The sequence below is a fragment of the Bacillus pfraonensis genome (assembly GCF_050768835.1).
GTDB lineage: Bacteria > Bacillota > Bacilli > Bacillales > Bacillaceae_G > Bacillus_A > Bacillus_A pfraonensis.
In genome coordinates this window covers 120,901-143,212 of record NZ_JAHCDO010000011.1, presented here as the reverse complement: position 1 = coordinate 143,212, position 22,312 = coordinate 120,901, and the positions used below count along the sequence as shown (strand labels likewise).

General features: G+C 35.5%; 24 protein-coding genes. 6 read left to right on the top strand and 18 right to left on the bottom strand.

Going from position 1 to position 22,312, the window contains the following annotated elements:
- Positions 1-52: 52 nt before the first annotated feature.
- Positions 53-292, top strand: coding sequence for a D-alanine--poly(phosphoribitol) ligase subunit DltC (dltC, locus tag KFD70_RS12725; RefSeq protein ID WP_336452710.1), 240 nt, complete (start codon positions 53-55; stop codon positions 290-292).
- Positions 289-1,464 (top strand): D-alanyl-lipoteichoic acid biosynthesis protein DltD, encoded by a 1,176-nt coding sequence (gene dltD, locus KFD70_RS12720; protein ID WP_336452711.1) that lies wholly within the window; start codon positions 289-291, stop codon positions 1,462-1,464. Before dltC ends, dltD begins: the two co-directional genes overlap by 4 nt.
- A gap of 17 nt (positions 1,465-1,481) precedes the next feature.
- Here the strand turns inward: dltD and KFD70_RS12715 are convergent, their stop codons facing one another.
- A complete protein-coding gene (locus KFD70_RS12715; RefSeq protein ID WP_336452712.1) occupies positions 1,482-2,579 on the bottom strand; it encodes an NAD(P)H-dependent flavin oxidoreductase in 1,098 nt (365 codons plus the stop codon).
- A gap of 116 nt (positions 2,580-2,695) precedes the next feature.
- Between KFD70_RS12715 and KFD70_RS12710 the strand changes: the two genes are divergently transcribed.
- Complete coding sequence (locus KFD70_RS12710; RefSeq protein WP_336452713.1) at positions 2,696-3,613, top strand: S66 peptidase family protein; 918 nt, start codon at positions 2,696-2,698, stop codon at positions 3,611-3,613.
- Between the two features lie 97 nt (positions 3,614-3,710).
- On the opposite strand, the gene KFD70_RS12705 is transcribed toward KFD70_RS12710, so the two are convergent.
- The 3 genes from KFD70_RS12705 to KFD70_RS12695 all read right to left on the bottom strand — a co-directional run bounded on the left by KFD70_RS12705 (position 3,711) and on the right by KFD70_RS12695 (position 5,218).
- Positions 3,711-4,109, bottom strand: a complete 399-nt coding sequence (locus KFD70_RS12705) for an SseB family protein (protein ID WP_336452714.1) — start codon at positions 4,107-4,109, stop codon at positions 3,711-3,713.
- A 112-nt stretch (positions 4,110-4,221) separates the two neighbouring features.
- Positions 4,222-4,791, bottom strand: coding sequence for a cysteine hydrolase family protein (locus KFD70_RS12700; RefSeq protein WP_336452715.1), 570 nt, complete (start codon positions 4,789-4,791; stop codon positions 4,222-4,224).
- 10 nt (positions 4,792-4,801) lie between these two features.
- Positions 4,802-5,218, bottom strand: coding sequence for a carboxymuconolactone decarboxylase family protein (locus KFD70_RS12695; RefSeq protein ID WP_336452716.1), 417 nt, complete (start codon positions 5,216-5,218; stop codon positions 4,802-4,804).
- A 123-nt stretch (positions 5,219-5,341) separates the two neighbouring features.
- Here KFD70_RS12695 and KFD70_RS12690 point away from each other — a divergent pair, with 123 nt between their 5' ends.
- The gene (locus KFD70_RS12690; protein ID WP_336452717.1) at positions 5,342-5,794 is read left to right on the top strand and encodes an Lrp/AsnC family transcriptional regulator; all 453 of its coding nucleotides are present in this window, start codon (positions 5,342-5,344) and stop codon (positions 5,792-5,794) included.
- 102 nt (positions 5,795-5,896) lie between these two features.
- Complete coding sequence (locus KFD70_RS12685; protein ID WP_174099499.1) at positions 5,897-6,079, top strand: DUF3913 family protein; 183 nt, start codon at positions 5,897-5,899, stop codon at positions 6,077-6,079.
- 57 nt (positions 6,080-6,136) lie between these two features.
- On the opposite strand, the gene KFD70_RS12680 is transcribed toward KFD70_RS12685, so the two are convergent.
- Positions 6,137-7,153 carry a CPBP family glutamic-type intramembrane protease gene (locus KFD70_RS12680; RefSeq protein WP_336452858.1) on the bottom strand — a complete coding sequence of 339 codons (1,017 nt, stop codon included), beginning with the start codon at positions 7,151-7,153 and terminating at the stop codon, positions 6,137-6,139.
- A gap of 229 nt (positions 7,154-7,382) precedes the next feature.
- On the opposite strand from KFD70_RS12680, the gene KFD70_RS12675 reads away from it, so the two are divergent.
- Positions 7,383-8,840, top strand: a complete 1,458-nt coding sequence (locus KFD70_RS12675; protein ID WP_336452718.1) for an alanine/glycine:cation symporter family protein — start codon at positions 7,383-7,385, stop codon at positions 8,838-8,840.
- Between the two features lie 33 nt (positions 8,841-8,873).
- On the opposite strand, the gene KFD70_RS12670 is transcribed toward KFD70_RS12675, so the two are convergent.
- From KFD70_RS12670 to KFD70_RS12610, 13 genes are all read right to left on the bottom strand, one after another.
- Positions 8,874-9,650 carry an ABC transporter permease gene (locus KFD70_RS12670; RefSeq protein WP_336452719.1) on the bottom strand — a complete coding sequence of 259 codons (777 nt, stop codon included), beginning with the start codon at positions 9,648-9,650 and terminating at the stop codon, positions 8,874-8,876.
- A complete protein-coding gene (locus KFD70_RS12665) occupies positions 9,650-10,552 on the bottom strand; it encodes an ABC transporter ATP-binding protein (RefSeq protein ID WP_336452720.1) in 903 nt (300 codons plus the stop codon). The genes KFD70_RS12670 and KFD70_RS12665 overlap by 1 nt, the downstream gene beginning before the upstream one ends.
- Before the next feature lie 14 nt (positions 10,553-10,566).
- A complete protein-coding gene (locus tag KFD70_RS12660; protein WP_336452721.1) occupies positions 10,567-11,358 on the bottom strand; it encodes an ABC transporter permease in 792 nt (263 codons plus the stop codon).
- Positions 11,355-12,053, bottom strand: a complete 699-nt coding sequence (locus tag KFD70_RS12655) for an ABC transporter ATP-binding protein (protein ID WP_336452722.1) — start codon at positions 12,051-12,053, stop codon at positions 11,355-11,357. The genes KFD70_RS12660 and KFD70_RS12655 overlap by 4 nt, the downstream gene beginning before the upstream one ends.
- The gene (locus KFD70_RS12650) at positions 12,053-12,430 is read right to left on the bottom strand and encodes a GntR family transcriptional regulator (RefSeq protein ID WP_336452723.1); all 378 of its coding nucleotides are present in this window, start codon (positions 12,428-12,430) and stop codon (positions 12,053-12,055) included. Before KFD70_RS12650 ends, KFD70_RS12655 begins: the two co-directional genes overlap by 1 nt.
- 123 nt (positions 12,431-12,553) lie before the next feature.
- Positions 12,554-13,774 (bottom strand): acyl-CoA dehydrogenase family protein, encoded by a 1,221-nt coding sequence (locus KFD70_RS12645; RefSeq protein WP_336452724.1) that lies wholly within the window; start codon positions 13,772-13,774, stop codon positions 12,554-12,556.
- Positions 13,775-13,793: 19 nt separating this feature from the next.
- A complete protein-coding gene (locus KFD70_RS12640) occupies positions 13,794-14,975 on the bottom strand; it encodes a CaiB/BaiF CoA transferase family protein (protein ID WP_336452725.1) in 1,182 nt (393 codons plus the stop codon).
- Positions 14,976-15,077: 102 nt separating this feature from the next.
- A complete protein-coding gene (locus KFD70_RS12635) occupies positions 15,078-16,460 on the bottom strand; it encodes a putrescine aminotransferase (RefSeq protein WP_336452726.1) in 1,383 nt (460 codons plus the stop codon).
- Positions 16,461-17,954, bottom strand: coding sequence for an aldehyde dehydrogenase family protein (locus KFD70_RS12630; protein ID WP_336452727.1), 1,494 nt, complete (start codon positions 17,952-17,954; stop codon positions 16,461-16,463).
- A gap of 203 nt (positions 17,955-18,157) precedes the next feature.
- Positions 18,158-20,287 (bottom strand): sigma 54-interacting transcriptional regulator, encoded by a 2,130-nt coding sequence (locus KFD70_RS12625; RefSeq protein ID WP_336452728.1) that lies wholly within the window; start codon positions 20,285-20,287, stop codon positions 18,158-18,160.
- 139 nt (positions 20,288-20,426) lie between these two features.
- Positions 20,427-20,675: a biotin/lipoyl attachment domain-containing protein gene (locus tag KFD70_RS12620; RefSeq protein WP_336452729.1), complete on the bottom strand. Its 249-nt coding sequence runs from the start codon at positions 20,673-20,675 to the stop codon at positions 20,427-20,429.
- Between the two features lie 27 nt (positions 20,676-20,702).
- Positions 20,703-20,993, bottom strand: coding sequence for an SAV0927 family protein (locus tag KFD70_RS12615; protein WP_336452730.1), 291 nt, complete (start codon positions 20,991-20,993; stop codon positions 20,703-20,705).
- Between the two features lie 18 nt (positions 20,994-21,011).
- Positions 21,012-22,310, bottom strand: a complete 1,299-nt coding sequence (locus KFD70_RS12610; RefSeq protein WP_420792358.1) for a Glu/Leu/Phe/Val family dehydrogenase — start codon at positions 22,308-22,310, stop codon at positions 21,012-21,014.
- Positions 22,311-22,312: the final 2 nt, after the last annotated feature.

Here is a 22,312-nt window from a genome sequence, read left to right as displayed (position 1 = left end):
ACTATTAAGAAGTTACACATAATACATTTCGGATATAAAGGAGATTTTAAAAATGGCAGAATTTAAAGATCAAGTATTAGACATCTTAGAGGAAGTTTGTGAAAATGATATTGTAAAAGAAAATCCAGATATACAATTATTCGAAGAAGGTATCCTTGATTCTTTCGCTACAGTATCTTTATTAGTAGAATTCCAAGAACGTCTAGGCATTGAAGTATCTATTTCTGATTTTGATCGTGATGAATGGGCAACACCAAACATGATCGTTAAGAAGTTGGAAGATATCCGATGAAAAAAGCAACTTTTGGACCGATGCTCTTAGCATTGGCCCTTTTTGCTGTATTCCTACTTATTCCAACGCGCTTCCTACTTCCACTTGTAAGTGATAAGAAAGTAGAACAAGCAGCAACTTCTTTAAAACAAGAAAAAATACAAAGTATGGTTTTACAGCAAAAAATGTTAGAAGATCCGAAATATCTTCCGATGTATGGTTCATCGGAATTTGCAAGAATGGATGCTTTTCATCCATCCAATTACTTTAAAGTAAAACCTGAAGGATTCACACCATTCCTTCTTGGACGTGGTGGAACACAAGACCTGATCCATGTGCTAAACTTCGCATCTACAATGGATCAATTAAAAGATAAGAAAATGGTCTTTATCCTTTCACCACAATGGTTTGTGCCACAAGGAATTGATGAGACACACTTTGCACCTAACTTTTCTAAACAACAAGGCTATCATTTCCTTTTCAATAATGATTTAAAGCCCGAAATGAAAAAGCAAATTGCAAAGCGCTTATTAAACTTTGAGATTGTAAAAAAAGAGACATTATTAAAAGTATCTTTAGAAGGTATCGTCTATGATGATACGGAGCACAAAATAAAAGCACTTGCTGCGAAGCCTTTTGCTTATCTTTATCGTAATATTTTAGATCGCAAAGACATATTTACAGCGATGTTTAATATTAAACCGCATAAAGAAAAACTTGATCCGTCATTGAAACAAATGAACTGGGCAGAAGCGCGTAAACACGCAGATCAAACTGGTGAATTAGAATCTAAATCAAATAAATACGGTATCGAGGATGGTTACTTCAATAGCAAAATTAAACAAAAATTGAAGCAACGTAAAGGCTACTTAAAAAATGATGCTTATGATCAGTCTCCAGAATACGAAGATTTACAAATTGTACTTGATTTATTAAAACAAACAGGTGCAAAACCGCTCTTCATTTCTGTTCCTGTAAAAGGTCCTTGGTATGATTATGCTGGATTCCCAAAAGAACGACGCGAATTATACTACAAGAAAGTTCATGAGCAAATTAAGCAAGCTGGCTATCCAATTGCTGACTTCTCAAACCATGAGTATGATAAATACTTCTTAAAAGATCATATGCACTTAGGTTGGAAAGGCTGGGTATACATCGACGAAGCCATCCAACAATTTCATAAAGCAAACTAACAAAAAGACCGCTTGAATTATTCAAGCGGTCTTTTTGTATATACACTTTGTAATTTTTCTACGGTTTCTTTTACTTCTACCATCACTCGCTCAATAATTTGCTCTGCTGACTCTTTTCTTGCTAATGAAGAAGCTTGTCCAGCCCAAAGTGACATATAGTCCCCTTTATTTTGTTTTGCCGCTTCTTGACGTATTTTAGAGGTTAATACATTTTGAACTGGATACATTGGGAGTCGTTCTTCTTTTTCTTTATGTTGCTCTATAAATGAATTTCGAATTCCCCTTGCATACTTTCCAGAAAATGATCTCGTTACAATTGTACTTGTATCCGTACTCTGCAGCACCGCTTTTTTATGTACATCATGTGTAATACTTTCCTCACTTGTTAAAAATGCCGTACCCATTTGAACGCCTTCTGCACCTAATGCAGAAGCTGCAACAACACCTTGTCCGTTCATAATGCCTCCTGCCGCTACAATTGGGATATGTGGTACAGCCGCTACCATTTGTGGAATTAGTGCAAATGTGCCAATCATAGAGTCTTGTTCTTTCCCAATAAAAGTTCCGCGGTGCCCTCCAGCTTCGCTACCTTGTCCAACAATTACATCTACTTCTAATTCAGCCAGTACCTTTGCTTCTGCCACATTTGTTGCTGTTCCAACTACCTTTATACCCTCTTTCTTTAATAGTGCAATCTCAGCTTGTTCTAACGTGTGAAATGCAAAGCTGACAACTGGTACTTTTTCTTCTATTAATATTTGCAGTTGTTCTTTATAACTTTTCGGAAGTTGCAAAGATTCATTCTGCTCATCTATACCTAATTCTTTTCGTATCGGCTCTAATAAACTTCTAGCTGCTTCTACTTTGTCTTCCTCAATCTGTATTTTCTTCGTCAGTAACAAATTGACTGCAAATGGCTTATCTGTTAATTCTCGTATCTTACCAATAGCTTGACGAATTTGTTCTGGGCTCATATAACCAGCCCCAAGTGTCCCAAGTCCACCACAATTACATACAGCCGCAACAAGTTCTGGTGTTGTAATCGCACCTGCCATGCCTGCTTGAATAATTGGATATTTTATTTGTAATACATCAGTTACTCTACTTGTAAACATCGTTCTTCTCCCTTCTTATGTCCTCTTATATCTTCTTGATTCAACAAGCTTTTCCTTCTTTTAAAAGGATTGAACTGCTTATAAACGAATATATTGAAAGGGAAGGAGGAGATAACATGATTCAGCCAAATGCCTTACAACAAGGCGATACGGTAATGATTATTGCTCCAGCAGGACCACCAATACTAGAGTACGTTCTTACTGGAAAAAAAGTATTAGAAACAATGGGACTATCCGTAATAATTGGTCAAAGTGTTTACGAGAAATACGGCTATTTAGCTGGAAATGATGCAATCCGCCTTCATGATTTACATGAAGCATTTGCAAACCCTGAAGTAAAAGGTATTTTTTGCGCAAGAGGTGGATATGGAAGCGGACGTCTTCTTCCTCATATTCAATATGAACTCATTCGAAACAACCCCAAAATTTTTTGGGGGTATAGCGATATCACTTCTTTACATATTGCTTTTTCACAGCATACAGGACTTGTTACTTTTCATGGACCGATGATTGAAGAATTAGGAAAAGGAGTCGATCCTCTCTCCTTGTCTTCTTTCAATCAGCTATTCCACCCGTATTCAACTATTTTATCCGGAGCAGAGTGCATCACTGCTCCATCTACCTGCATTGTTTCCGCACCATTAGTTGGGGGGAATTTAACCGTTTTAGTAAGTTCACTTGGTACACCTTATGAAATCTGTACAATAAATAAAATTATATTACTTGAAGATGTTGGAGAAGAACCCTATCGTGTGGATCGCATGCTGAATCAATTACATTTAGTTGGAAAATGGAATGATTGTGCAGGAGTTATATTCGCAAGCTGTCATGATTGTATAGCTTCCAAACTCTCTTTGTCACTAGAGCGCATTTTGCATCACTATCTTGCACCATACAATATTCCCGTGTTATTCGGTCTTCCGATTGGGCATATACAACCCAATATTGGAATTCCACTTAATATGACTGTTACAATCAATACCCAAAAAAATACACTTGCTATCCCTTCTGGTGTGAGCTTCACATCGAACTAATAAACACTTTTTCATTTATACAAAAAAGGAAAAGCATATGGCGCTTTTCCTTTTCATTCTTCTTGGCAAATTCCAAAAACTAATACTTATTACTTCTTTATTGATAATAATTAAAAATTCTTCCAGATGCTATATCTGCAATTTCTTCCGGAATAAATGTTTTACTAATATCCGTTCCAACATTCAATACTGCTGTTGCTTCTTTATCAATGCTTTCAAACAATTCTTTTCCACGTATCGTAATAAGGGGCGTACCTTCTGGCAACACTTCTTTTACAAATTCCAATTGTGTAAAGAACGGTACAATCCATCTACCCTCTCCTTGAAAGTGGCGTAAACGTAGAGTTCCTTCTTCTGCTGAATCCTCCGCCTCGATTGAACCAGCAACATAAAATTGCGTAGTTAATAGCAATTCATAAAATTCCTTTTGCTTTTGTTTATCATCTTCTGCTAAAACGAGTACTGTTTCTATTTTCTTTACTGGAATCTGCTCCATATGTTGCCACCCCTATTTCTCAAAATAATTATACTTCGATTATACGAAATATTCTTATTTTTTTCTACATAATTCTGCAATTATTTTATCAAAATAGTTTCAGTGGTACATTTTATTCACAAATACAACATACTTTTTCTAACATCTCTTCTGTTGTAACGATTGTAGCAAATTCCTCATGTAAATTTACAAGCGTCATGTTATGAATATCCGCTGCACAATATTCTATACCATCTAAACCTTTCCTATTAAAAGTAGCTGTTGCATCGCTAACTAAATATGTTTTAAATCCTAAATTTCCAGCCATTCGAGTCGTTGTCTCTACACAGTGATTCGTCGTTAATCCAACAATAACCACCGAGTCACAGTTCATCTCTTTTAATTGCACTTCTAAATTCGTTCCGATAAATGCACTATTCACATACTTTTGAATAACAATCTCACCTTGCAATGGCTGTACCTCTTCCTTAAAGTGAGTGGTTTCTGCATTTTGATAAAACATTGATTCTACATTTTCTTTGTTCACATGCTGAATATGAAATATTGGTAGCCCTCTTTTTCTCCAATTTTCCAATAAACTTTTTATATTCTCTTCTGCAAAATGATTATTTCGTTCTCCCCAATACGGAAGATCAAATGCTTTTTGCACATCAATAATAATAAGTGCTGTTTGATTCGACATCATTGACCTCCTACTCTACTGGCTGTAATTGAAACAAAAATCCAAGTTGTTGTGAAGCAGTAATAAAACAAATATATGCACAAAGCTCTACAATCTCCGCCTCACTCCAATACTGTTTCAACACATCAAACATCTTATCATCTATCGCTGAACGATTATGTACAAATAAATGTGCAAAGGTTACAGCAGTGCTAATCTCTTCTACCTTTTGTACATCATCCGGTTTTCCCTTTGCCATACAATACGGACATTCATTTCCAAATGCAAGTGTTCTCCGCACTTGCTCCTTTAACTCTTCAGAAAGAGTTCCCTTTTCATATAACGTACTTTCTAACGAACTCCAAGATTGTAATATATCTGGACGATGTCCTAATAATTTTTGAAATTTTGTTTCTCCTACATCTGATAATGAAATCCTCTCCATCATTTCTCCCCCTATTCCTTTCTATTTTATTGTAAAATAAAATAGATTCTTTTCACATTTCATATGAATCTTTATTTATATATTTTCTTTACAAAAAATATCAGTTTATTGGAGGTATATTTACAAATGCAATTAGATCGTATTGATCGTAAAATTTTAAATGAATTATATAATGATAGCCGCCTTTCAATGCGTGAATTATCAAAGCGCGTAAACTTATCAGCTCCTTCTACCGCAGAACGTGTTCGGAAATTAGAAAGTGAAGGAGTTATTCAAAAATATACAATTGATATTGATTATAAAAAAGCTGGGCTCGTTTTAGACTGCATTTTAGAAATCACCTTGAAAAATGGCGATACAAGGCGCATGCAACAATTCATTCAATCGTATCCATCCGCAAGTTTTTGTTATCGCGTAACAGGAAGCCTTTGTTATATCGTTAAAATTTCTGTTCCTTCATTAGTGGAACTTGAAGAATTTATTAATGATGTTTCTTCCTATGCAACAACCGTTTCTCATATCGTATTATCAGAAGTATCTCTTACTCCTGATATTGAACACATTTTTCCAGAAGAATAAAATTAATTTTTATTCATTTTTTCATAAAAAACCCCTTACAAAAAGAATAAAAATGTTTTATTATGTATTAAAATACATAAAGTTCGAGAAAGGGGCATTACATTGAAAATTTGGTTTTACGAAAAGACGACTCAAGAAGATGATTTACTTGGCATTTGGGATAATGTTCCCACCATCCCTCGAATCGGGGAAAAGGTGGAAATTTTAAAAGCTGTTCGTACAGTGACAGATATTAAATATGTAAAAAACGGAAACAACTTCCACGTTGAAATTGTGATCCATTAAAATAGCAGCTCTCCTCATTTATATTGGAGAGCTGCTATTTTTTCATTTCTTATACTTTTATTGATGTTCTGCCTTTTTTATAACAATTTGATCATTCTCTACCGTAACCACCACATAATCATTCTCTTCTAATCCAAGCTGATTCACAGCTTCATCTGGCAATTCTACAGCCATAAATCGTTCTGTTAACACAACTTGGCTATATGTTTCATTTTGCGGCACCGACAGACTTTTCTTATCTTCTTGAATAAAACGAAGGGTCGGTACTCCCACTTCTTTTACAGTTTTCCAATTTTTTTTAATAAAAGGTCCTAACCATAGTAAACTAATAAAAATCATAACGAGTCCAATCCACAAATTACTTTGTCCTTGTAATTCAGCAATCGAAATGGCCTCATTCGCTCCTTCACCACTCGTTAATTGGATTACAGTTGCAATACAATTATTCAATGCATGAACAGCAATATTCGTCCATATGTTTTTCGTTTTTATATAAAGAAGGCACATTACAACGCCGAATATAAAAGCGCCAACAATATCAAAATGCCCTAAACCAAAAATAAGAGAAGATACAATTACAGCTCGTTTTATTCCCCACTTAAACGCCATACGCTGCAAGAAGAAACCTCGAAAAATGACTTCTTCCATAATTGGTGCAAAAATACATGCTGAAATAAAACTAAATATTTGTGTGTAAATATTGCTCATATCAATTGCACTATTATCATTCAGCATATCAACGAGAAAATCAGGAAAAATATGTGCTAGTATGTAAAATTGGATAAAAGATGCACCGAATGAAAAAATCATTCCCGTTATAGTTGCAACTACAATTAACTTCCAATTTAATCGTGACGATTTATCAAAGAAACTAGTAAATATAATATTATTTTTGCGTGTTTTTACATATAACCAGAGTAGTGGAAATACAAAAAACACCAAAATTTGCATCGCAACATCCATGGTACTGTCTGAAGCTCCCGCAAAGGCAAGTGGTAGCAGCGTTACTAACACTCCTAAAATCATCCATGCAAAAAAACTGCGAAGTCGTATACGTGAAAATGCGTACTGAATAAAAAACACCCCCAAGATGATATATTTACATTGTAATATGAATATCATTAAAATTCTTCCTATTTTTCTCAGTTCACTCTTAAATACTATACCTATTAAAATATAAAATACGAAATCTATTTTTGAAATTTTCGCCTCATCAGATTTTCTGTTATAATGGTAAATGTCGTGTTTTATACCTATTTTTTAAAAACACATTATCATGATAAGAATAAGGAGGATTACATACGTGGATTTTTTTGAAAATGTCATTACTCCGATTCATAAGTTTATTACAACAACAAACGAATATTTATGGGGTTATATTTTAATTACATTATTAATTACTGTAGGTTGCTATTTTACAATAAGAGCTGGATTTGTTCAGTTCCGTCACATTCGTGAAATGATCCGTTTACTAGGCGATGGGGCTAGTCCTTCTACACGTAAAGCACAAAAAGAAAAACACGGTGTTTCTTCATTCCAAGCGTTTTGTATGAGTACGGCATCACGTGTTGGAACAGGTAACTTAGCAGGTGTGGCAATTGCTATTTCCATGGGTGGACCAGGTGCCGTCTTCTGGATGTGGCTCATCGCTATGATTGGTGGAGCTTCTGCTTTTGTTGAAAGTACACTTGCACAAATTTATAAAATTAAAGACGGTAAAACATTCCGTGGTGGTCCAGCGTACTATATGGAAAAAGGATTAAACAAGCGCTGGATGGGAATGATTTTCTCCGTTTTAATTACAGTTAGTTTTGGTCTTGTTTTTAACGCTGTACAAGCAAATACTGTAACATCTGCATTCGATGGTGCTTTTCATGTTGATTCAAAAGTGGTAGGACTTTCATTGGCTGCCTTATTATCTGTCGTTATTTTCGGTGGCGTAAAGCGAATCGCGCGTGTTGTAGAAATGATTGTACCGGTTATGGCAATCATTTATGTTGCAGTTGCACTATTTGTAGTGGTGACAAATATTACACTGGTTCCAGAAATGGTAAAAGAAATTTTAGCACACGCATTTGGCATAAAAGAAGTTGCTGGCGGTAGCTTTGGTGCAGCTGTGTTACTCGGCGTGAAACGTGGATTATTCTCCAATGAAGCAGGTATGGGTAGTGCACCAAACGCAGCAGCGACTGCTAACGTAACACATCCTGTTAAACAAGGTTTCATTCAAACACTTGGTGTATTTACAGATACATTATTAATATGCAGTTGTACTGCTTTTATTATCCTTTTATCAGATGTTCATACTGGAACAGATTTAAATGGTATCCAGTTAACACAAGAAGCGTTAAAAATGCATATTGGCCCTTGGGCACCAATCTTTGTCGCTGTGGCAATCTTCTTATTTGCTTTCAGTTCACTAATCGGAAATTACTACTATGGTGAAACAAACATCGAGTTCCTAAAAGGAAGTAAAACAACTCTTATGATTTACCGCATCGCTGTAATTGGCATGGTATTCCTAGGTTCCGTTGCAACAATTCAAGTTGTTTGGGATTTAGCCGACCTATTTATGGGCGTTATGGCAATCTTCAACTTAGTTACAATCATATTCTTAAGCAAATACGCATTTGCAGCATTAAAAGATTATATGAAGCAAAAAGAAGCCGGAAAAGATCCTGTCTTCTACGCCGACAGCATTCCTGGTTTAGAAAACACAGAGTGCTGGGAACGTGAAAAAACTAAAGAAAAAGTTGGTTAAAGAAAATCGCCGTTAAAGCGGGGATTTTTTCTATTATAATACATCACGTTTTTGGAATAATACACTTGAAGTAACGAGTAATACTACAAAATAAGCAAGTACTAGCAATAATGATGTTGTAAAATTAAATTCTGGAAATGGTGGTGTAGCACCGCCACTAATTAGTTTATTACCATCATATATACTTAAATCCAAATGTAAGAATACAACAAACTTAGCTACTCCTTTAACAAACATCATGAGCATCATGTTAATCGCTCCTTGCAAAAAGAATAGGAACAGTGCAATGATTAATGGTAATACTGATTTTCGAAAAACATTTGCCAAGAAGAAGGCAAGTGTCGCAAAGAAGAACGGAGACACAAGTTTATATAGGATTCCTTTAAGCAATACCCCTAGCGTTAATTCTGTTTTTCCACCATCCATAACGATTGCACCAATAACCATCGCGATTAAGGTACCTGTAACGATAACAAACAGCATTGCTAGTAAAACTGAAATATATTTAGAAAATAAAATCATAATTCTTTTTCTTGGGCGAATTAACAGCTGCTTAATTGTTCCTTTTTGGAACTCATCAGTAATCGTACGTGAAGCAATGGTAATACCAAAGATTGCTGCAAATAAAATAACTATACCTGTATCTCTCATCGCATAATCTAGATAGGTTCCTTTCAGGTCTTTCGCTTCTCCCCATTTCACCATTACAAAAGCACCCAGAATTTCTAACGCCGCGATCACACCTATCAATATATACATACCTTTTTTTGCATGTAACTTTAGCAATTCATTTTGAATTAATTTAAACATTACGCTTTCACTCCCCTAGTAATCGCTAAGAACTCATCTTCTAACGTTTTATTTTGCACTGTAACACCATATACAAGTACATCAGCATGCACAAGTTGTTTTACAATTTGCGGAATCTTTTCTTTTGCTACAGAGCCCACAACTACGCTTCCTTGTACCTTACCTCTAATGATTTCATTTGCTTTCTGAATTTGATCTACCTCAAATGCTACTACAACCGTTTCATCATGCTTCGTTTGCTCATGTAAGTTATACTCTTGTACAAACTGACCTTGCTTAATAATAACAACGCGATCACACATCAATTCAATTTCACTCAATAAATGACTCGATACAATGACAGCGATATTTTCCTCTTTCGCTAATCGTTGTAAATAATCACGAATTTGACGAATACCGGCTGGGTCTAATCCGTTCGTCGGCTCATCTAAAATTAAAATTTTCGGATTATGTAAAAGTGCTTGTGCAATTCCGAGACGTTGCTTCATCCCAAGTGAATATGTTTTCACTTTTTTATGAATGGCATGTTCTAATTCAACAAGCTTTACAATTTCAGCAATACGCTCTTTACTAATTGGTGTAACTGCCATATTCGCAAAATGCTTTAAATTTTGCATCCCTGTCATATAATCATATAGTTCAGGATTCTCGACAATCGCTCCAATTTGTTCTAGTGCCCTCTCACGTTCTGTACGAATACTATGACCACAAATTGTAATATCGCCTTCTGTCATTGCAATAAGACCGGTCATCATCCGAATTGTCGTCGTTTTCCCGCTCCCATTCGGTCCAAGAAAACCATATACTTCCCCTTCACGAACTTCAAATGAAAGACCACGAATAATTTCGTTTTTCCCTATTTTTTTATGGACATTTTCTAATTTCACTACTACGTTTCCCAATGATTGTTCCTCCTTTAGACTTCTAGTTTTTTATCGATGATATAACTTGTTATTACCACCAATAAAAAAATTGACAATACACTAAAAATTAAATAAGAAATATTCGAAGCATCACTAAAATAAAAAGATGTTTTAAAAAAACCATTTTTATCTATAACTCCAACATTTTTTATAGAAAATATATAACCATTTATTTTATCTAGCATATTAGTGATAACAAATTGAACTCCACCGAAAACAATAAATAAGATGATAAATAGCATTTTATTTAATGCAGATTTCAAATTAAATAGTTTTACGACTATGATTAGGAAATACAGAGAAACTAATGTACTCACTAAATCTATATTCCATAAGAAAATAGAAAACAGATGATGTAAGAACCCATAATTATATAAACTATTAATGGCTTGTTTCAACTCTCCATTCGCTTTATTCTCATATATATTTATAGAAAGAAGATGTAAAAAAATAATTCCTATTACTGATAACAGGGTAAACATGATTACAAATAATAACAAATGTGCATATATATATTTTCTAGATGGAATTGCTGCATACCGAATCATAGCCCCTCTTACTACTCGTCGAAAAGAAGAAATTGCTAGTAAAAAGATAGAAAATGTAACTATACAAAATAATAATGTAAATACGATTAATGCTATATCTTGTCTAATTGACAGCCTTTCTCCTGTGCATCCCTTTATATTAAATAATAGAATTAATGAAATCGTTATAAACCCAAAGTAAATCAACCATATCTTCTTTTTATTACAATTGTATAAATACCGAAGTGTTTGACTCATTTTCCAAACACCTCCTTAAACATCTCAGTCACGGCTTTCCCTTTTTGAAAACGCAGTTCTTCCACGTTTTCATGCATTACAATTTCTCCATCCTTTAAAAAGATGACTTCATCAAAAATATTTTCAATTTCACTAATTAGATGCGTAGAAATTATAACTGTACAATCTTCACGATAAAATTGAAGAATAAGATCTAGCATATGCTCTCGGGAAACAGGATCGATTCCTCCGAGGGGTTCATCTAATATATAAAGCTTTGCTTTTCTTGAAAATGTTAAAATAAGTTGCAACTTTTCAATTATCCCTTTTGATAAAGCTGTAATTTTTTCTTCTAACGGTATTTTAAATGCAGCAATTGTATCCGCTGCTTTTTGCATATCGAAATCTTGATAAAAATCGCGATAGAAAAATATTGCATCTTTTACAGTCATCCATTCATCGAATATAGGACGATCTGGCATAAACGATACAATCTTTTTCGTTTCTACCCCAATGTTTCGATCTGCAACTGTAATATTTCCTTCTGAAGGATGTTGTAAACCTGCGATCATTTTTAATAATGTCGTCTTCCCACTGCCATTATCTCCAACAAGACCAATAATTTTCCCTTCTGTAATCGCTAGGTTTACATCTCGAATAACTACCTTCAAACCATATCTCTTCCATAATTGTTCAATACGAAGTAAATCTTTCATCATTTCTCCTCCCTTTTCTCTTCTAATGAAGAACGAAGAATAGAGAGGATCTCTTCTTCTGAAAACCCTAAATTATCCATTCCATTTATAAACGAATGAAGCAACTCTTTCGCCATATCTTTCCGTAGCTCCATAATTTTCTCTCCCTCGTTTGTTACATATCTTCCCATTCCTCTACGTGTCACAACAATCCCATCTCTCTCTAATTCTTGAAATGTACGCTGAATTGTATTTGGATTGACTTGTAACTCACTCGCTAATTCACGTACAGAGGGAATTTTGTCACCAAGTGATAAGTGGCCTGTTACAATTTCTTTTTTTATGTATTCCATCATCTGAATATAGATCGGTATGTTAGGAGAAAACTCAAATTTCATTTCTTCCCTCCTTTTGTCTTAGTGTACTAGTTAAATAGTACACTAAGACAAAAGGAGTGTAAATACTTGTAAGTTAAAATATAATAAAAATGCAATGTAACTCTCGTTACACTGCATTCCTCCCTATTTATTTCGTATTACCTCTGCCTCACTCTCTTCAAAAGGCCACTTCGGTAACATATTACGGAGTTCCTTATCGGAGCGATAACCAAGTGCATATTCCGCTTGCATAATCGTATGAATCTCACGTGTTCCTTCATAAATAACAGGTGCTTTTGCATTTCGTAAATATCTCTCCACAGGAAATTCATTTGAATATCCATAGGCGCCGTGCACCTGCACTGCGTCATTTGCCGCTTCAAATGCAGCGTCACAAGCGATCCATTTTGCCAAAGATGTTTCTTTTGTATTACGTTTTCCTTCATTTTTTAACCAACCTGCTTTATAAACTAGTAATCTTGATATTTCTAAATTCGCAGACATTTTCGCAATCATTTGCTGAACAAGCTGATGTTTTCCGATTTCTTTTCCAAATGTTTTACGCTCTTCACAATATTTTACACTCGCTTCTAAGCTTGCTTGAATAAGTCCACAAGCCCCTGCCGCGACTGTAAAACGTCCGTTATCTAATGAAGCCATTGCAATTTTAAAACCTTCTCCTTCTTCACCCAGAAGGTTTTCTACCGGTACTTTCACATCATCTAAAAATACTTCTCCTGTATTTCCAGCCCTAATACCAAGCTTTCCTTTTATCGCTTTTGTCGATACTCCTGAGAATGTTCGTTCTACGATAAAACAAGAAATACCGCGGTGCTTTAATTCCGAATTTGTTTTTGCAAATATTAAGAAATGATCTGCAACATCACATAACGAAATCCACGTTTTTGATCCATTTAATACGTAATGATCGCCTTCTTTTACCGCTGTTGTTTGCATAGCCACGACATCTGACCCTGCATTTGGTTCCGTTAAGCCAAACGCCCCAATCTTTTCACCTTTTGCTTGTGGAACAAGGTATTTTTGTTTCTGCTTTTCTGTGCCCCATTGTAGAAGTGTCATACTATTTAACCCTGTATGTACAGATACTGCTGTACGGAAAGCCGTGTCACCACGCTCTAACTCTTCACAAATAATAGCGAGCGTATTATAGTCCATACCTACTCCGCCATATTGTTCTGGGATACAAACGCCCATAAATTGCAGTTCTGCTAAGCGCTTCAAGATTTTTTGTTCAAAATGCCCTTTTTCATCCCATTCTTTAATGTATGGAATAATTTCATTATCCACAAACGCTCTCACTACTTTTCTAACACTTTGTTGTTCTTCTGTTAATGAAAAATTCATTTGTACTACCTCCTTATATCTATTGTTTTTTTGTCATTTCCATAATGATTTCCTGAGAGTACCCTAGCTTTTGCAAAATCTTTTCTGTATGTTCCCCGTGAAGTGGCGGATGTTTCTGCATCTGAACCGGTGTCTTTGAAAGCTTTAATGGTGACCCCACAAGTTTAAGGTTTTCGATTGTCGGGTGTTCCATATGAATTGTCATATCTCTCGCCACTGCCTGCTCTGCTTCTAGCGCTTCTTTCACATTAAGAATTGGTCCATTTGGAATCCCTGCTTCATCCAAAAGTTGTTTCCATTCCTCTTTCTTTTTTTTCTTCATTTCAATAGCAATCATATTTATGAGCTCGTCTTTATGCTGGAGGCGATCTGCATTTGTTTTATAACGTTCTGAACTGGATAAATCTTGTCTGTTAAGTAATAGACAAAACTTATAAAACTGTTCATCATTTCCAACCGCAACAACGAGATTTCCATCTTTCGCGTTAAACACTTGATACGGAACGATATTCGGATGCTGATTCCCAAGTCTCTTTGGTAATTCACCTGTACACAAATAATTACTTGCTACATTTACTAATGCCGCTAATTGTGAATCAAATAAAGAAATATCAATTTCTTGTCCTTCTCCTGTACTATTTCGGTGCTGCAAAGCGGCTAAAATTCCGATACATGTAAAAAGACCCGTGAGTACATCTGAAATGGCAACCCCTACTTTTGCAGGCTCTTCATCCCTTCCTCCCGTTATACTCATAAGTCCACTCATTGCTTGAATCATATAATCGTAACCTGGAAGATGGGAAGTAGGACCATTTTGACCAAAGCCACTAATAGAGGCGAGAATAATATCTTCCTTCATCTCTTTTAATACTTCATACCCAAGTCCCATTCGCTCAAGTGTTCCAGGCTTAAAATTTTGCACAACGATATCCGCATGAGAAATAAGCTTTTTCAAAACTTCCTTTCCCATTTCTGATTTTAAATTTAATGCCATAGACTCTTTATTACGATTTGCACAAAGAAAATACGCACTTTCTCCGCCTACAAAAGGGGGCCCCCACCCTCTCGTATCATCGCCATTTCCTACATTTTCAACTTTTATCACTTCGGCCCCTAAATCACCGAGAATCATCGTACAAAAAGGACCAGCAAGAACCCGAGATAAATCAATAATTGTAATCCCTTGTAGTGCTCCTTTCACTCCTTATCCTCCTATAGTAAAAACCAGTAAAACCAATAAGAAAGGAAAAAGACAACATAGTGGTTTTACTGGCTTGTATTTAAAAGTTATTGTGTAAAATACTTATTGCGCTTTCACTTGTGATAACACTGATTTAAATGCATTGATTACTGTATCTACTTCTTCGTAACTAATTGTAAGCGATGGCTCGATACGAATTGTCTTCGAATTAATTAATGTTCCAGCAACAAGAATGCCTTGATCAAACATTGCTTTCGATACTTCATATCCAATCTCATCTTTATGGAACTCAATCCCGATCATTAAACCTTGGCCACGAATTTCAAAAACTTTGTCTTCATGTCCTTCGGCTGCCCTTTTCAATCCATTTAAGAAATATTCCCCAACTTCTGCAGCTCGTTCTGGTAATTTTTCTTCCAGTAATACATGGATTGTTGCAATTGCAGCAGCACATGCAAGTGGGTTTCCACCAAACGTTGTTGTATGCATGAATGGATTGTCGAACCAGCTTTTGAATACTTTTTCCTTCGCAACAATTGCACCTGCTGGCATTACGCCTCCGCCAAATGCTTTCGCAAGACAAATAATATCCGGCACAACATCATATAATTCTGCAGCAAACATTTTCCCTGTGCGTCCCATTCCAGTCTGCACTTCATCAAAAATAAGTAGTGAGCCGAATTCATCACAGAGTTCTCTTACTTGTTTCAAGTAGTTTTCTGGAGGTAAAATAATACCGCCTTCGCCTTGAATTGGCTCTAAAATAACAGCTGCAACATCCTCTCCTACTAATGCACACGTTTCAAAAGTTTTTCTCATCATCTCAATATCACCAAATGGAACGTGGCGGAAACCTGGAATTAATGGTAAAAATGGCTTACGGAACATTCCTTTTGCTGTTCCAGATAAAGAACCAAGACTCTTTCCGTGGAAAGCGCGTGTTGTTGAAATAAAAGTTGTTCGTTCACTATACATTTTTGCTAGTTTTAATGCCGCCTCTACACTTTCCGTCCCACTATTTGTAAAGAAAGCATATTTCAAGTCACCAGGTGTAATATCAGCTAAAATTTTTGCAAGAATCGCACGAAGCGGGTCTAATAAGTCTTGGCTATGCAAAGCTTGACGCTTTAATTGATCTGTAACAGCTTTTACTACTTTCGGGTTGCGGTGACCAACGTTATAAATACCGAAACCACCTAAACAATCAATATATTTTTTACCATTGATGTCCATGAAACAAGATCCTTCATCGGACCATTCTACAGCTGCAAATTGTCCATCTTTTGTTACTGTTTTTCTATACGCGAGAAAACCAGGATTTACATGTTCTCTAAATCCATCTACTGTTTCTTTTTGAATCCAATTCGCCTCTTCTTCAGAGACTTTCTCTTTTTCAATTAATTGTAGTACTTTCGTAATATACTCATTTACATTTGCATCTTTTACATCCTGCTCATTAAGTTTACTTTTCACATTCGTTCCCATCTATTTCACCCCTACATTCTTTTTATTTGCAAACCAACCAATTGGCTCCACTTCTAGATTTATATTAATCTGCTTAATTTCTTGGAATTCTTCTAAGCCAAATGTTCCTAAACTACGGCCAATACCACTTTGTTTATATCCGCCCCAAGGCGCCTCGTTGTATGTTGGATGATAACTATTAATCCACGTAATTCCTGCACGAAGCTTACGAATCACGCGCATTGCTTTTGCTCCATCAACTGTAAATACCCCTCCAGCTAAACCGTAATCTGTACCGTTTGCTAGCTCAATTGCTTCCTGTTCATTTTTAAACTTTTGGATCACTACAACCGGTCCAAAAATTTCTTCCTGCACTATACGCATATCCGGTTTTACATTGACAAAGACCGTTGGTTCAATAAAGAAACCATCAGCTTTCCCATCCGTCAGTATCCGCTTTCCTCCGCAAGCAATTTCTGCTCCTTCATCTTTTCCAATCTCAATATAGCGTAATACTTTTTCCATATGCTCTTGACTTACAAGTGGTCCCATCTCTGATTCTGGGTTATCACCAGGTCCAACATTAATTTGTTTCGCTCGTTCTACAAAACAACTAACAAATTTATCGTAAACGCTTTCTTCTACAAGAATTCTTGATCCCGCTGAACATACTTGTCCAGAGCCTGCATAAATACCAAACAGAGCATAATCAACAGCCGTTTCAAAATCTGCATCCGCAAAAATAATATTTGGAGATTTCCCGCCAAGTTCAAGCGAAATCTTTTTCATATTATCTGCTGCTGTTCTCATAATGTGTTTTCCTGTTTTTGTTCCGCCCGTAAAGGAAATCATATCAACTTTATTACTTGCTGCAATCTCATTTCCTACTGTTGGTCCAGCGCCCATTACCATATTGGCAACGCCTTTTGGCAACTCTACTTTTTCAATTATTTCAAATAATTTCGTTGCAGTGATTGGTGTCACTTCAGAAGGTTTAAACACAATCGTGTTTCCAGCTGCTAAAGCAGGTGCAATTTTCCAGACACTCATTAGTAACGGATAATTCCAAGGAACGATTAAACCACAAACACCAACTGGCTCTCTCACTACCATAGCTTGCATCGGATCAGCTACATGATACGTTTGCCCATCTGGCTTTGTAATTAGCCCTGCATAATAGCGGAAACAAGCTGCTGCATCTCCAATATCCCCTTCAGCTTCTCGATATGTTTTCCCATTATCCATCATCTCAAGACGCGTAAGTTCTTCCATATTTTTATCAATCTCATCTGCAATTTTAAATAAATAAGACGCTCTTTCAGCTGCGGATGTTTCTGACCAAATTCCGCTATCAAAAGTTGCCCTCGCTACTTCAATCGCGTATTTTGCATCCTCGATCGTTCCCTCAGGTGCATATGCGATAACCTTTCCATTCGCAGGGTTAATAATCGGTCTTTTCTCTTGATTACTAGAATCTTTCCATTCACCGTTTAGATACATTTTTAAATCTAGCACTGTATAGAATCCCCCTTTGTCGATCGTTCATATATTATATAAGCAATAATTGTGCCAACATTTCAAATACGAAACAACCATACAAAAACTGACTATTTCTTTAAATAAAATCACATAAAGTTATGCATTTTCGCATAGGTTATGACATTCCGCATAATTACAACAAAAAAGGGGGAGTCCATATAGACTCCTCCCTTTCTCCTTTAAAAATACGAAATTGTATCAACCGCTATTTCCTTTTCATTCATGATTTTTTGATATTTACGACTAACAGAAGACTGGCTTATCCCAAGAGCCTTCGCTGCCTTCGTTGTTGTTTTATACTGCTTCATCGCAAGTAAAATTAATTGTTCTTCTACAGAATGCAATGCTTCATTTAATGGTAAAACCCTTGTAATTACCGGCTTTGATTTTTTAAAGTCATATCCAGGAGTTAAAAATTTACTAACAAATTCAGCATCAATAACAGCATCATCTGCTGATACAACTAAACGTTCAATCATATTCTGTAATTCTCTTACATTTCCAGGCCATGAATAAAACTCTAATAAATTAAGTGCATCCGGAGTTAAATGGTAGTTTCTATTATATTTTTCATTTAACTGCTGTAAGAAATGAAACGCGAGTACCGGAACATCTTCCATTCGTTCTCTCAGCGGAGGAACTTGCAAGGGGATTACATTTAAGCGATAAAATAAATCTTCCCTGAAAGTGCCAGCTTCCACCATTTTTTCTAGACGTTTATTCGTGGCAGCAATAATTTGAACATTTATTTTTGTAGGTATCGTGCTTCCAATTGGAATTACTTCTTGCTCTTGCAGGACTCTAAGTAATTTCACTTGTAAATGTAATGGCATTTCTCCAATCTCATCCAAAAATAAAATTCCTTGATCTGCCCGCTTAAAGTATCCTTCTTTTCCGTTTTTATCAGCACCAGTAAAAGCGCCTTTCGTATAGCCGAACAGCTCACTTTCTAACAGTGTCTCTGGAATCGCACCACAATTTAATTTTAAGAATGGATTTGAAGATCTGTTTCCAAGTTGATGAATTGCTTGTGCAATCACTTCCTTTCCAACGCCCGATTCTCCAGAAATCAAAACATTGGAAGAAAAGTCAGCTATTTTTTTTGCTTGATTAATAATTTGTTCCATTTTTGGACTACAATAAATGAGCTTCTTAAGAAAACGATCTTTATTTTTAAAGCTATCCAACTCTTTCTTATATTGTTCAGAGATTTTTTTTATCTCATGCAGTTCCGTCTTTAATCTTGTTGCCTCTGTAATATCTCTTGAGGCAATAATAATACGATGAATCTCTCCACTTTCATTAAATACAGGATTTCCAACTGCTAATATCTTTCTACCACTTTTTGTTTCTTGTACAATGGATACCTTTTTTTGTTGTTCTAGCACTAATCTTGTAACAGATGGACTAAATAATCCTTTCTTTTCTAAGTCTAAAAGGTTTTTTCCTAAAAGATCTTTCAAATCTCTTCCCCAAAAATCATTGATAACGGTTTCACTATAACGGATTAATTCCCCTTTATGATTAACAACTAATATTTCATCATAAATACTAGATAAGATTGCATGTAAATCTTTATTTAAATCCTTTATATATTCAATTTCCATAGCCATATCCTCAACCATCGGTAAATCTTGTACAATAATGACCATTCCCTCGATTCTTTGATCAAAGTTTGGAATAGGACTGTAGTCAACTAATACCCCCATCTCATTTGTTATTTGTAGTTGGTTTAAAATCGTTTTTCCCGTTGTAAATACAGTATTAATATGTTCTCCATTAAAAATCTGTTCTGCTGCTACATTCATAACTTTTTCAGGAGTAGATTTAATCATCTTCAAACCAGATTCATTACAATTTACAATTTTCTTCTCACGGTCTACTACAAAAATCCCCATTGGAATAGACGTTAAAATGATTTTTAGTATATCTACACTTTTATTTTCTTGTTTAAATAGTTCTGCAAAAACATCCTCTCTTCGTATGTATCCCGTTAATTCTCCTATTTCATTTTTCACTATGGCAATGGGTGCCCCAATAATTTGAAAGAGCGCTGTTAAGGAAATATTTTTGCTAAGGTGACAGATTGTATCTAGTGAAACAGCATTTGAAAGCAATGCTTGGCGAGTTAATTCCTTACTGTTTGATAGCAGATCCTTAACATGAACGTATGCAAATAATCGATCTTCTCTTTTTAAAAACAGAAAAGATTCTTTCATATTTTTAACATCTATATTCCATTCCTTTTCAGATTGATCGATAGCTAGAGAGACAATAGGTCTAATTTTTTTATGAGCAATGGAAAACATTCTGCTATTCCTCCTTTAAACTGCTTAACTTGTATTGTATCATTAAAATCGGATTTTTTTAATTAATCTGACAATATACATTTTTTACTTACTTTAATAAAAAAAGGAAGATGAATAGTTCCATCTCCCTTCCTAAAAATCAATCACTCCCACTAACTAGAATATCTTCTTGAATATAAGCTAATACCATACCTGGAATGACTTTATCTCCTGCTTCTACCTCTAAAGATTGTACCTCTCCGCTACATCCCATTTTGATTACTTCTAACTTACCATCCATATTTTTAATAGCAAACAATGGTTCCCATTCATAAATGCGAGAGTCTTTATCAATAGACACCTTTTCAACTGTTCCATAGCATGGACTTGTAACAATCTCATAATACAAAATAAATCATTCCCTTCTTTTATTCTATTAATATTGTTCTGCCAACATTTGTGACTGAAGAATCATATGAAAAAAACTTTGAAAATCTTCTATATCTTCTACTTCAATCCCTAACTTAGGTGCCCAATATTGATCCTGTTCAATATCTTCTTGACTTAATAAAATCATTCTTCCATTTTGAATAGAGGTAACCATTGCTTTTCCAAAAAATTGCTGCGAATAAGCAACTGCTAGATCATATCGATGATGATTCGATACAATACAGTAATAACCAATGGGTTGTTTTTCAATTTGTTCTAGTAAAATATCTAGTTTCATATGTTCCCTCCCTTTATACTAAAAATGCAACCAACCTCGAAGACGTGATGCTTCTACAATCTTACGAACTCCTGCTATATATGCCGCAATTTTCATATTTACCCCAAAACGTTTTGAAGTGTTGAACACATCGAAAAAGCTAGATGTAATTTTCTCTTTTAAACATTGATCAACATATTGCTCTGTCCAATAATACCCTTGGTTATTTTGGCACCATTCAAAATAAGAAACAATAACTCCTCCAGAATTCGCCAAAATATCTGGTACAACTAAAATGTCTTTTTCTTCTAGCATTGTTATTGCTTCTTTTGTTGTCGGACCATTTGCAGCTTCAATTACAATCTTACATCCAAGCTTTTTCGCATTATGTTTCGTAATCACTCCTCCAATTGCTGCTGGAATGAGTACATCACATTCCTTTTCTAACAGCTCTTGGTTTGAGATTGTTTTACTAAAAAGGTTCGATACGACACCAAAAGAATCTCGATTTTCAAGTAAATAAGGAACATCTAAACCGTCTGGATTATAAATGCCACCTAAAGCATCAGATACGCCTACTACTTTTACACCAATATCATATAAATATTTTGCCAAATAACTTCCAACATTTCCAAACCCTTGAATGATTACTCGCATATTTTGAAGCGGAATATTCTTTAACTCACTAACTAATTGAAGGGTGTAAAATACTCCTTTAGACGTAGCTGTTTCCCGTCCTTGTGATCCTCCTAGCATTAATGGCTTTCCAGTAATAAAACCTGGGGAATCAAACTCTCTAATATGATCATATTCATCCAGCATCCAAGCCATAATTTGCGCATTTGTATACATATCGGGTGCCGGAATATCTTTAGTAGGTCCAACGATTTGACTGACTGCTCTTACATAACCACGGCTCAGTAACTCTAGTTCTCTAAAACTCATTTCCTGCGGATTACAAATAATCCCGCCCTTTGCACCTCCATAAGGAAGTCCCGTCACGCCACATTTCAAACTCATCCAACCAGCAAGCGCCTTTACTTCCTCTGGTGTAACATCTGGATGAAACCGAATGCCACCTTTTGTCGGTCCTGCTGCATCATTATGCTGGGCACGATACCCTTGAAATACCTTTGTTCTTCCATCATCCATTCGAACAGGAATACTTACTTCTAAAAAACGCATCGGTTTTTTAAGAAAATCGAATACTTCCTCTGGATAACGCAAAGCCTGTAGCGCTTCTTTTAGTATGGCCTGAAACTCCTCTAAAGGATTTTCTGCCTCAACTTTTTCTTGAATAGATTGTGTTACAACTTCTTTTTCTGATTGCATTGCCACGA

Excerpts from the sequence above, each read along its gene's own strand:
- dltC (WP_336452710.1), top strand. The coding sequence starts at position 53 with ATGGCAGAATTTAAAGATCAAGTATTAGACATCTTAGAGGAAGTTTGT.
- dltD (WP_336452711.1), top strand. The coding sequence starts at position 289 with ATGAAAAAAGCAACTTTTGGACCGATGCTCTTAGCATTGGCCCTTTTT.
- KFD70_RS12715 (WP_336452712.1), bottom strand. The coding sequence starts at position 2,579 with ATGTTTACAAGTAGAGTAACTGATGTATTACAAATAAAATATCCAATT.
- KFD70_RS12710 (WP_336452713.1), top strand. The coding sequence starts at position 2,696 with ATGATTCAGCCAAATGCCTTACAACAAGGCGATACGGTAATGATTATT.
- KFD70_RS12705 (WP_336452714.1), bottom strand. The coding sequence starts at position 4,109 with ATGGAGCAGATTCCAGTAAAGAAAATAGAAACAGTACTCGTTTTAGCA.
- KFD70_RS12700 (WP_336452715.1), bottom strand. The coding sequence starts at position 4,791 with ATGTCGAATCAAACAGCACTTATTATTATTGATGTGCAAAAAGCATTT.
- KFD70_RS12695 (WP_336452716.1), bottom strand. The coding sequence starts at position 5,218 with ATGATGGAGAGGATTTCATTATCAGATGTAGGAGAAACAAAATTTCAA.
- KFD70_RS12690 (WP_336452717.1), top strand. The coding sequence starts at position 5,342 with ATGCAATTAGATCGTATTGATCGTAAAATTTTAAATGAATTATATAAT.
- KFD70_RS12670 (WP_336452719.1), bottom strand. The coding sequence starts at position 9,650 with ATGTTTAAATTAATTCAAAATGAATTGCTAAAGTTACATGCAAAAAAA.
- KFD70_RS12660 (WP_336452721.1), bottom strand. The coding sequence starts at position 11,358 with ATGAGTCAAACACTTCGGTATTTATACAATTGTAATAAAAAGAAGATA.
- KFD70_RS12655 (WP_336452722.1), bottom strand. The coding sequence starts at position 12,053 with ATGAAAGATTTACTTCGTATTGAACAATTATGGAAGAGATATGGTTTG.
- KFD70_RS12650 (WP_336452723.1), bottom strand. The coding sequence starts at position 12,430 with ATGAAATTTGAGTTTTCTCCTAACATACCGATCTATATTCAGATGATG.
- KFD70_RS12645 (WP_336452724.1), bottom strand. The coding sequence starts at position 13,774 with ATGAATTTTTCATTAACAGAAGAACAACAAAGTGTTAGAAAAGTAGTG.
- KFD70_RS12635 (WP_336452726.1), bottom strand. The coding sequence starts at position 16,460 with ATGGGAACGAATGTGAAAAGTAAACTTAATGAGCAGGATGTAAAAGAT.
- KFD70_RS12625 (WP_336452728.1), bottom strand. The coding sequence starts at position 20,287 with ATGTTTTCCATTGCTCATAAAAAAATTAGACCTATTGTCTCTCTAGCT.
- KFD70_RS12615 (WP_336452730.1), bottom strand. The coding sequence starts at position 20,993 with ATGAAACTAGATATTTTACTAGAACAAATTGAAAAACAACCCATTGGT.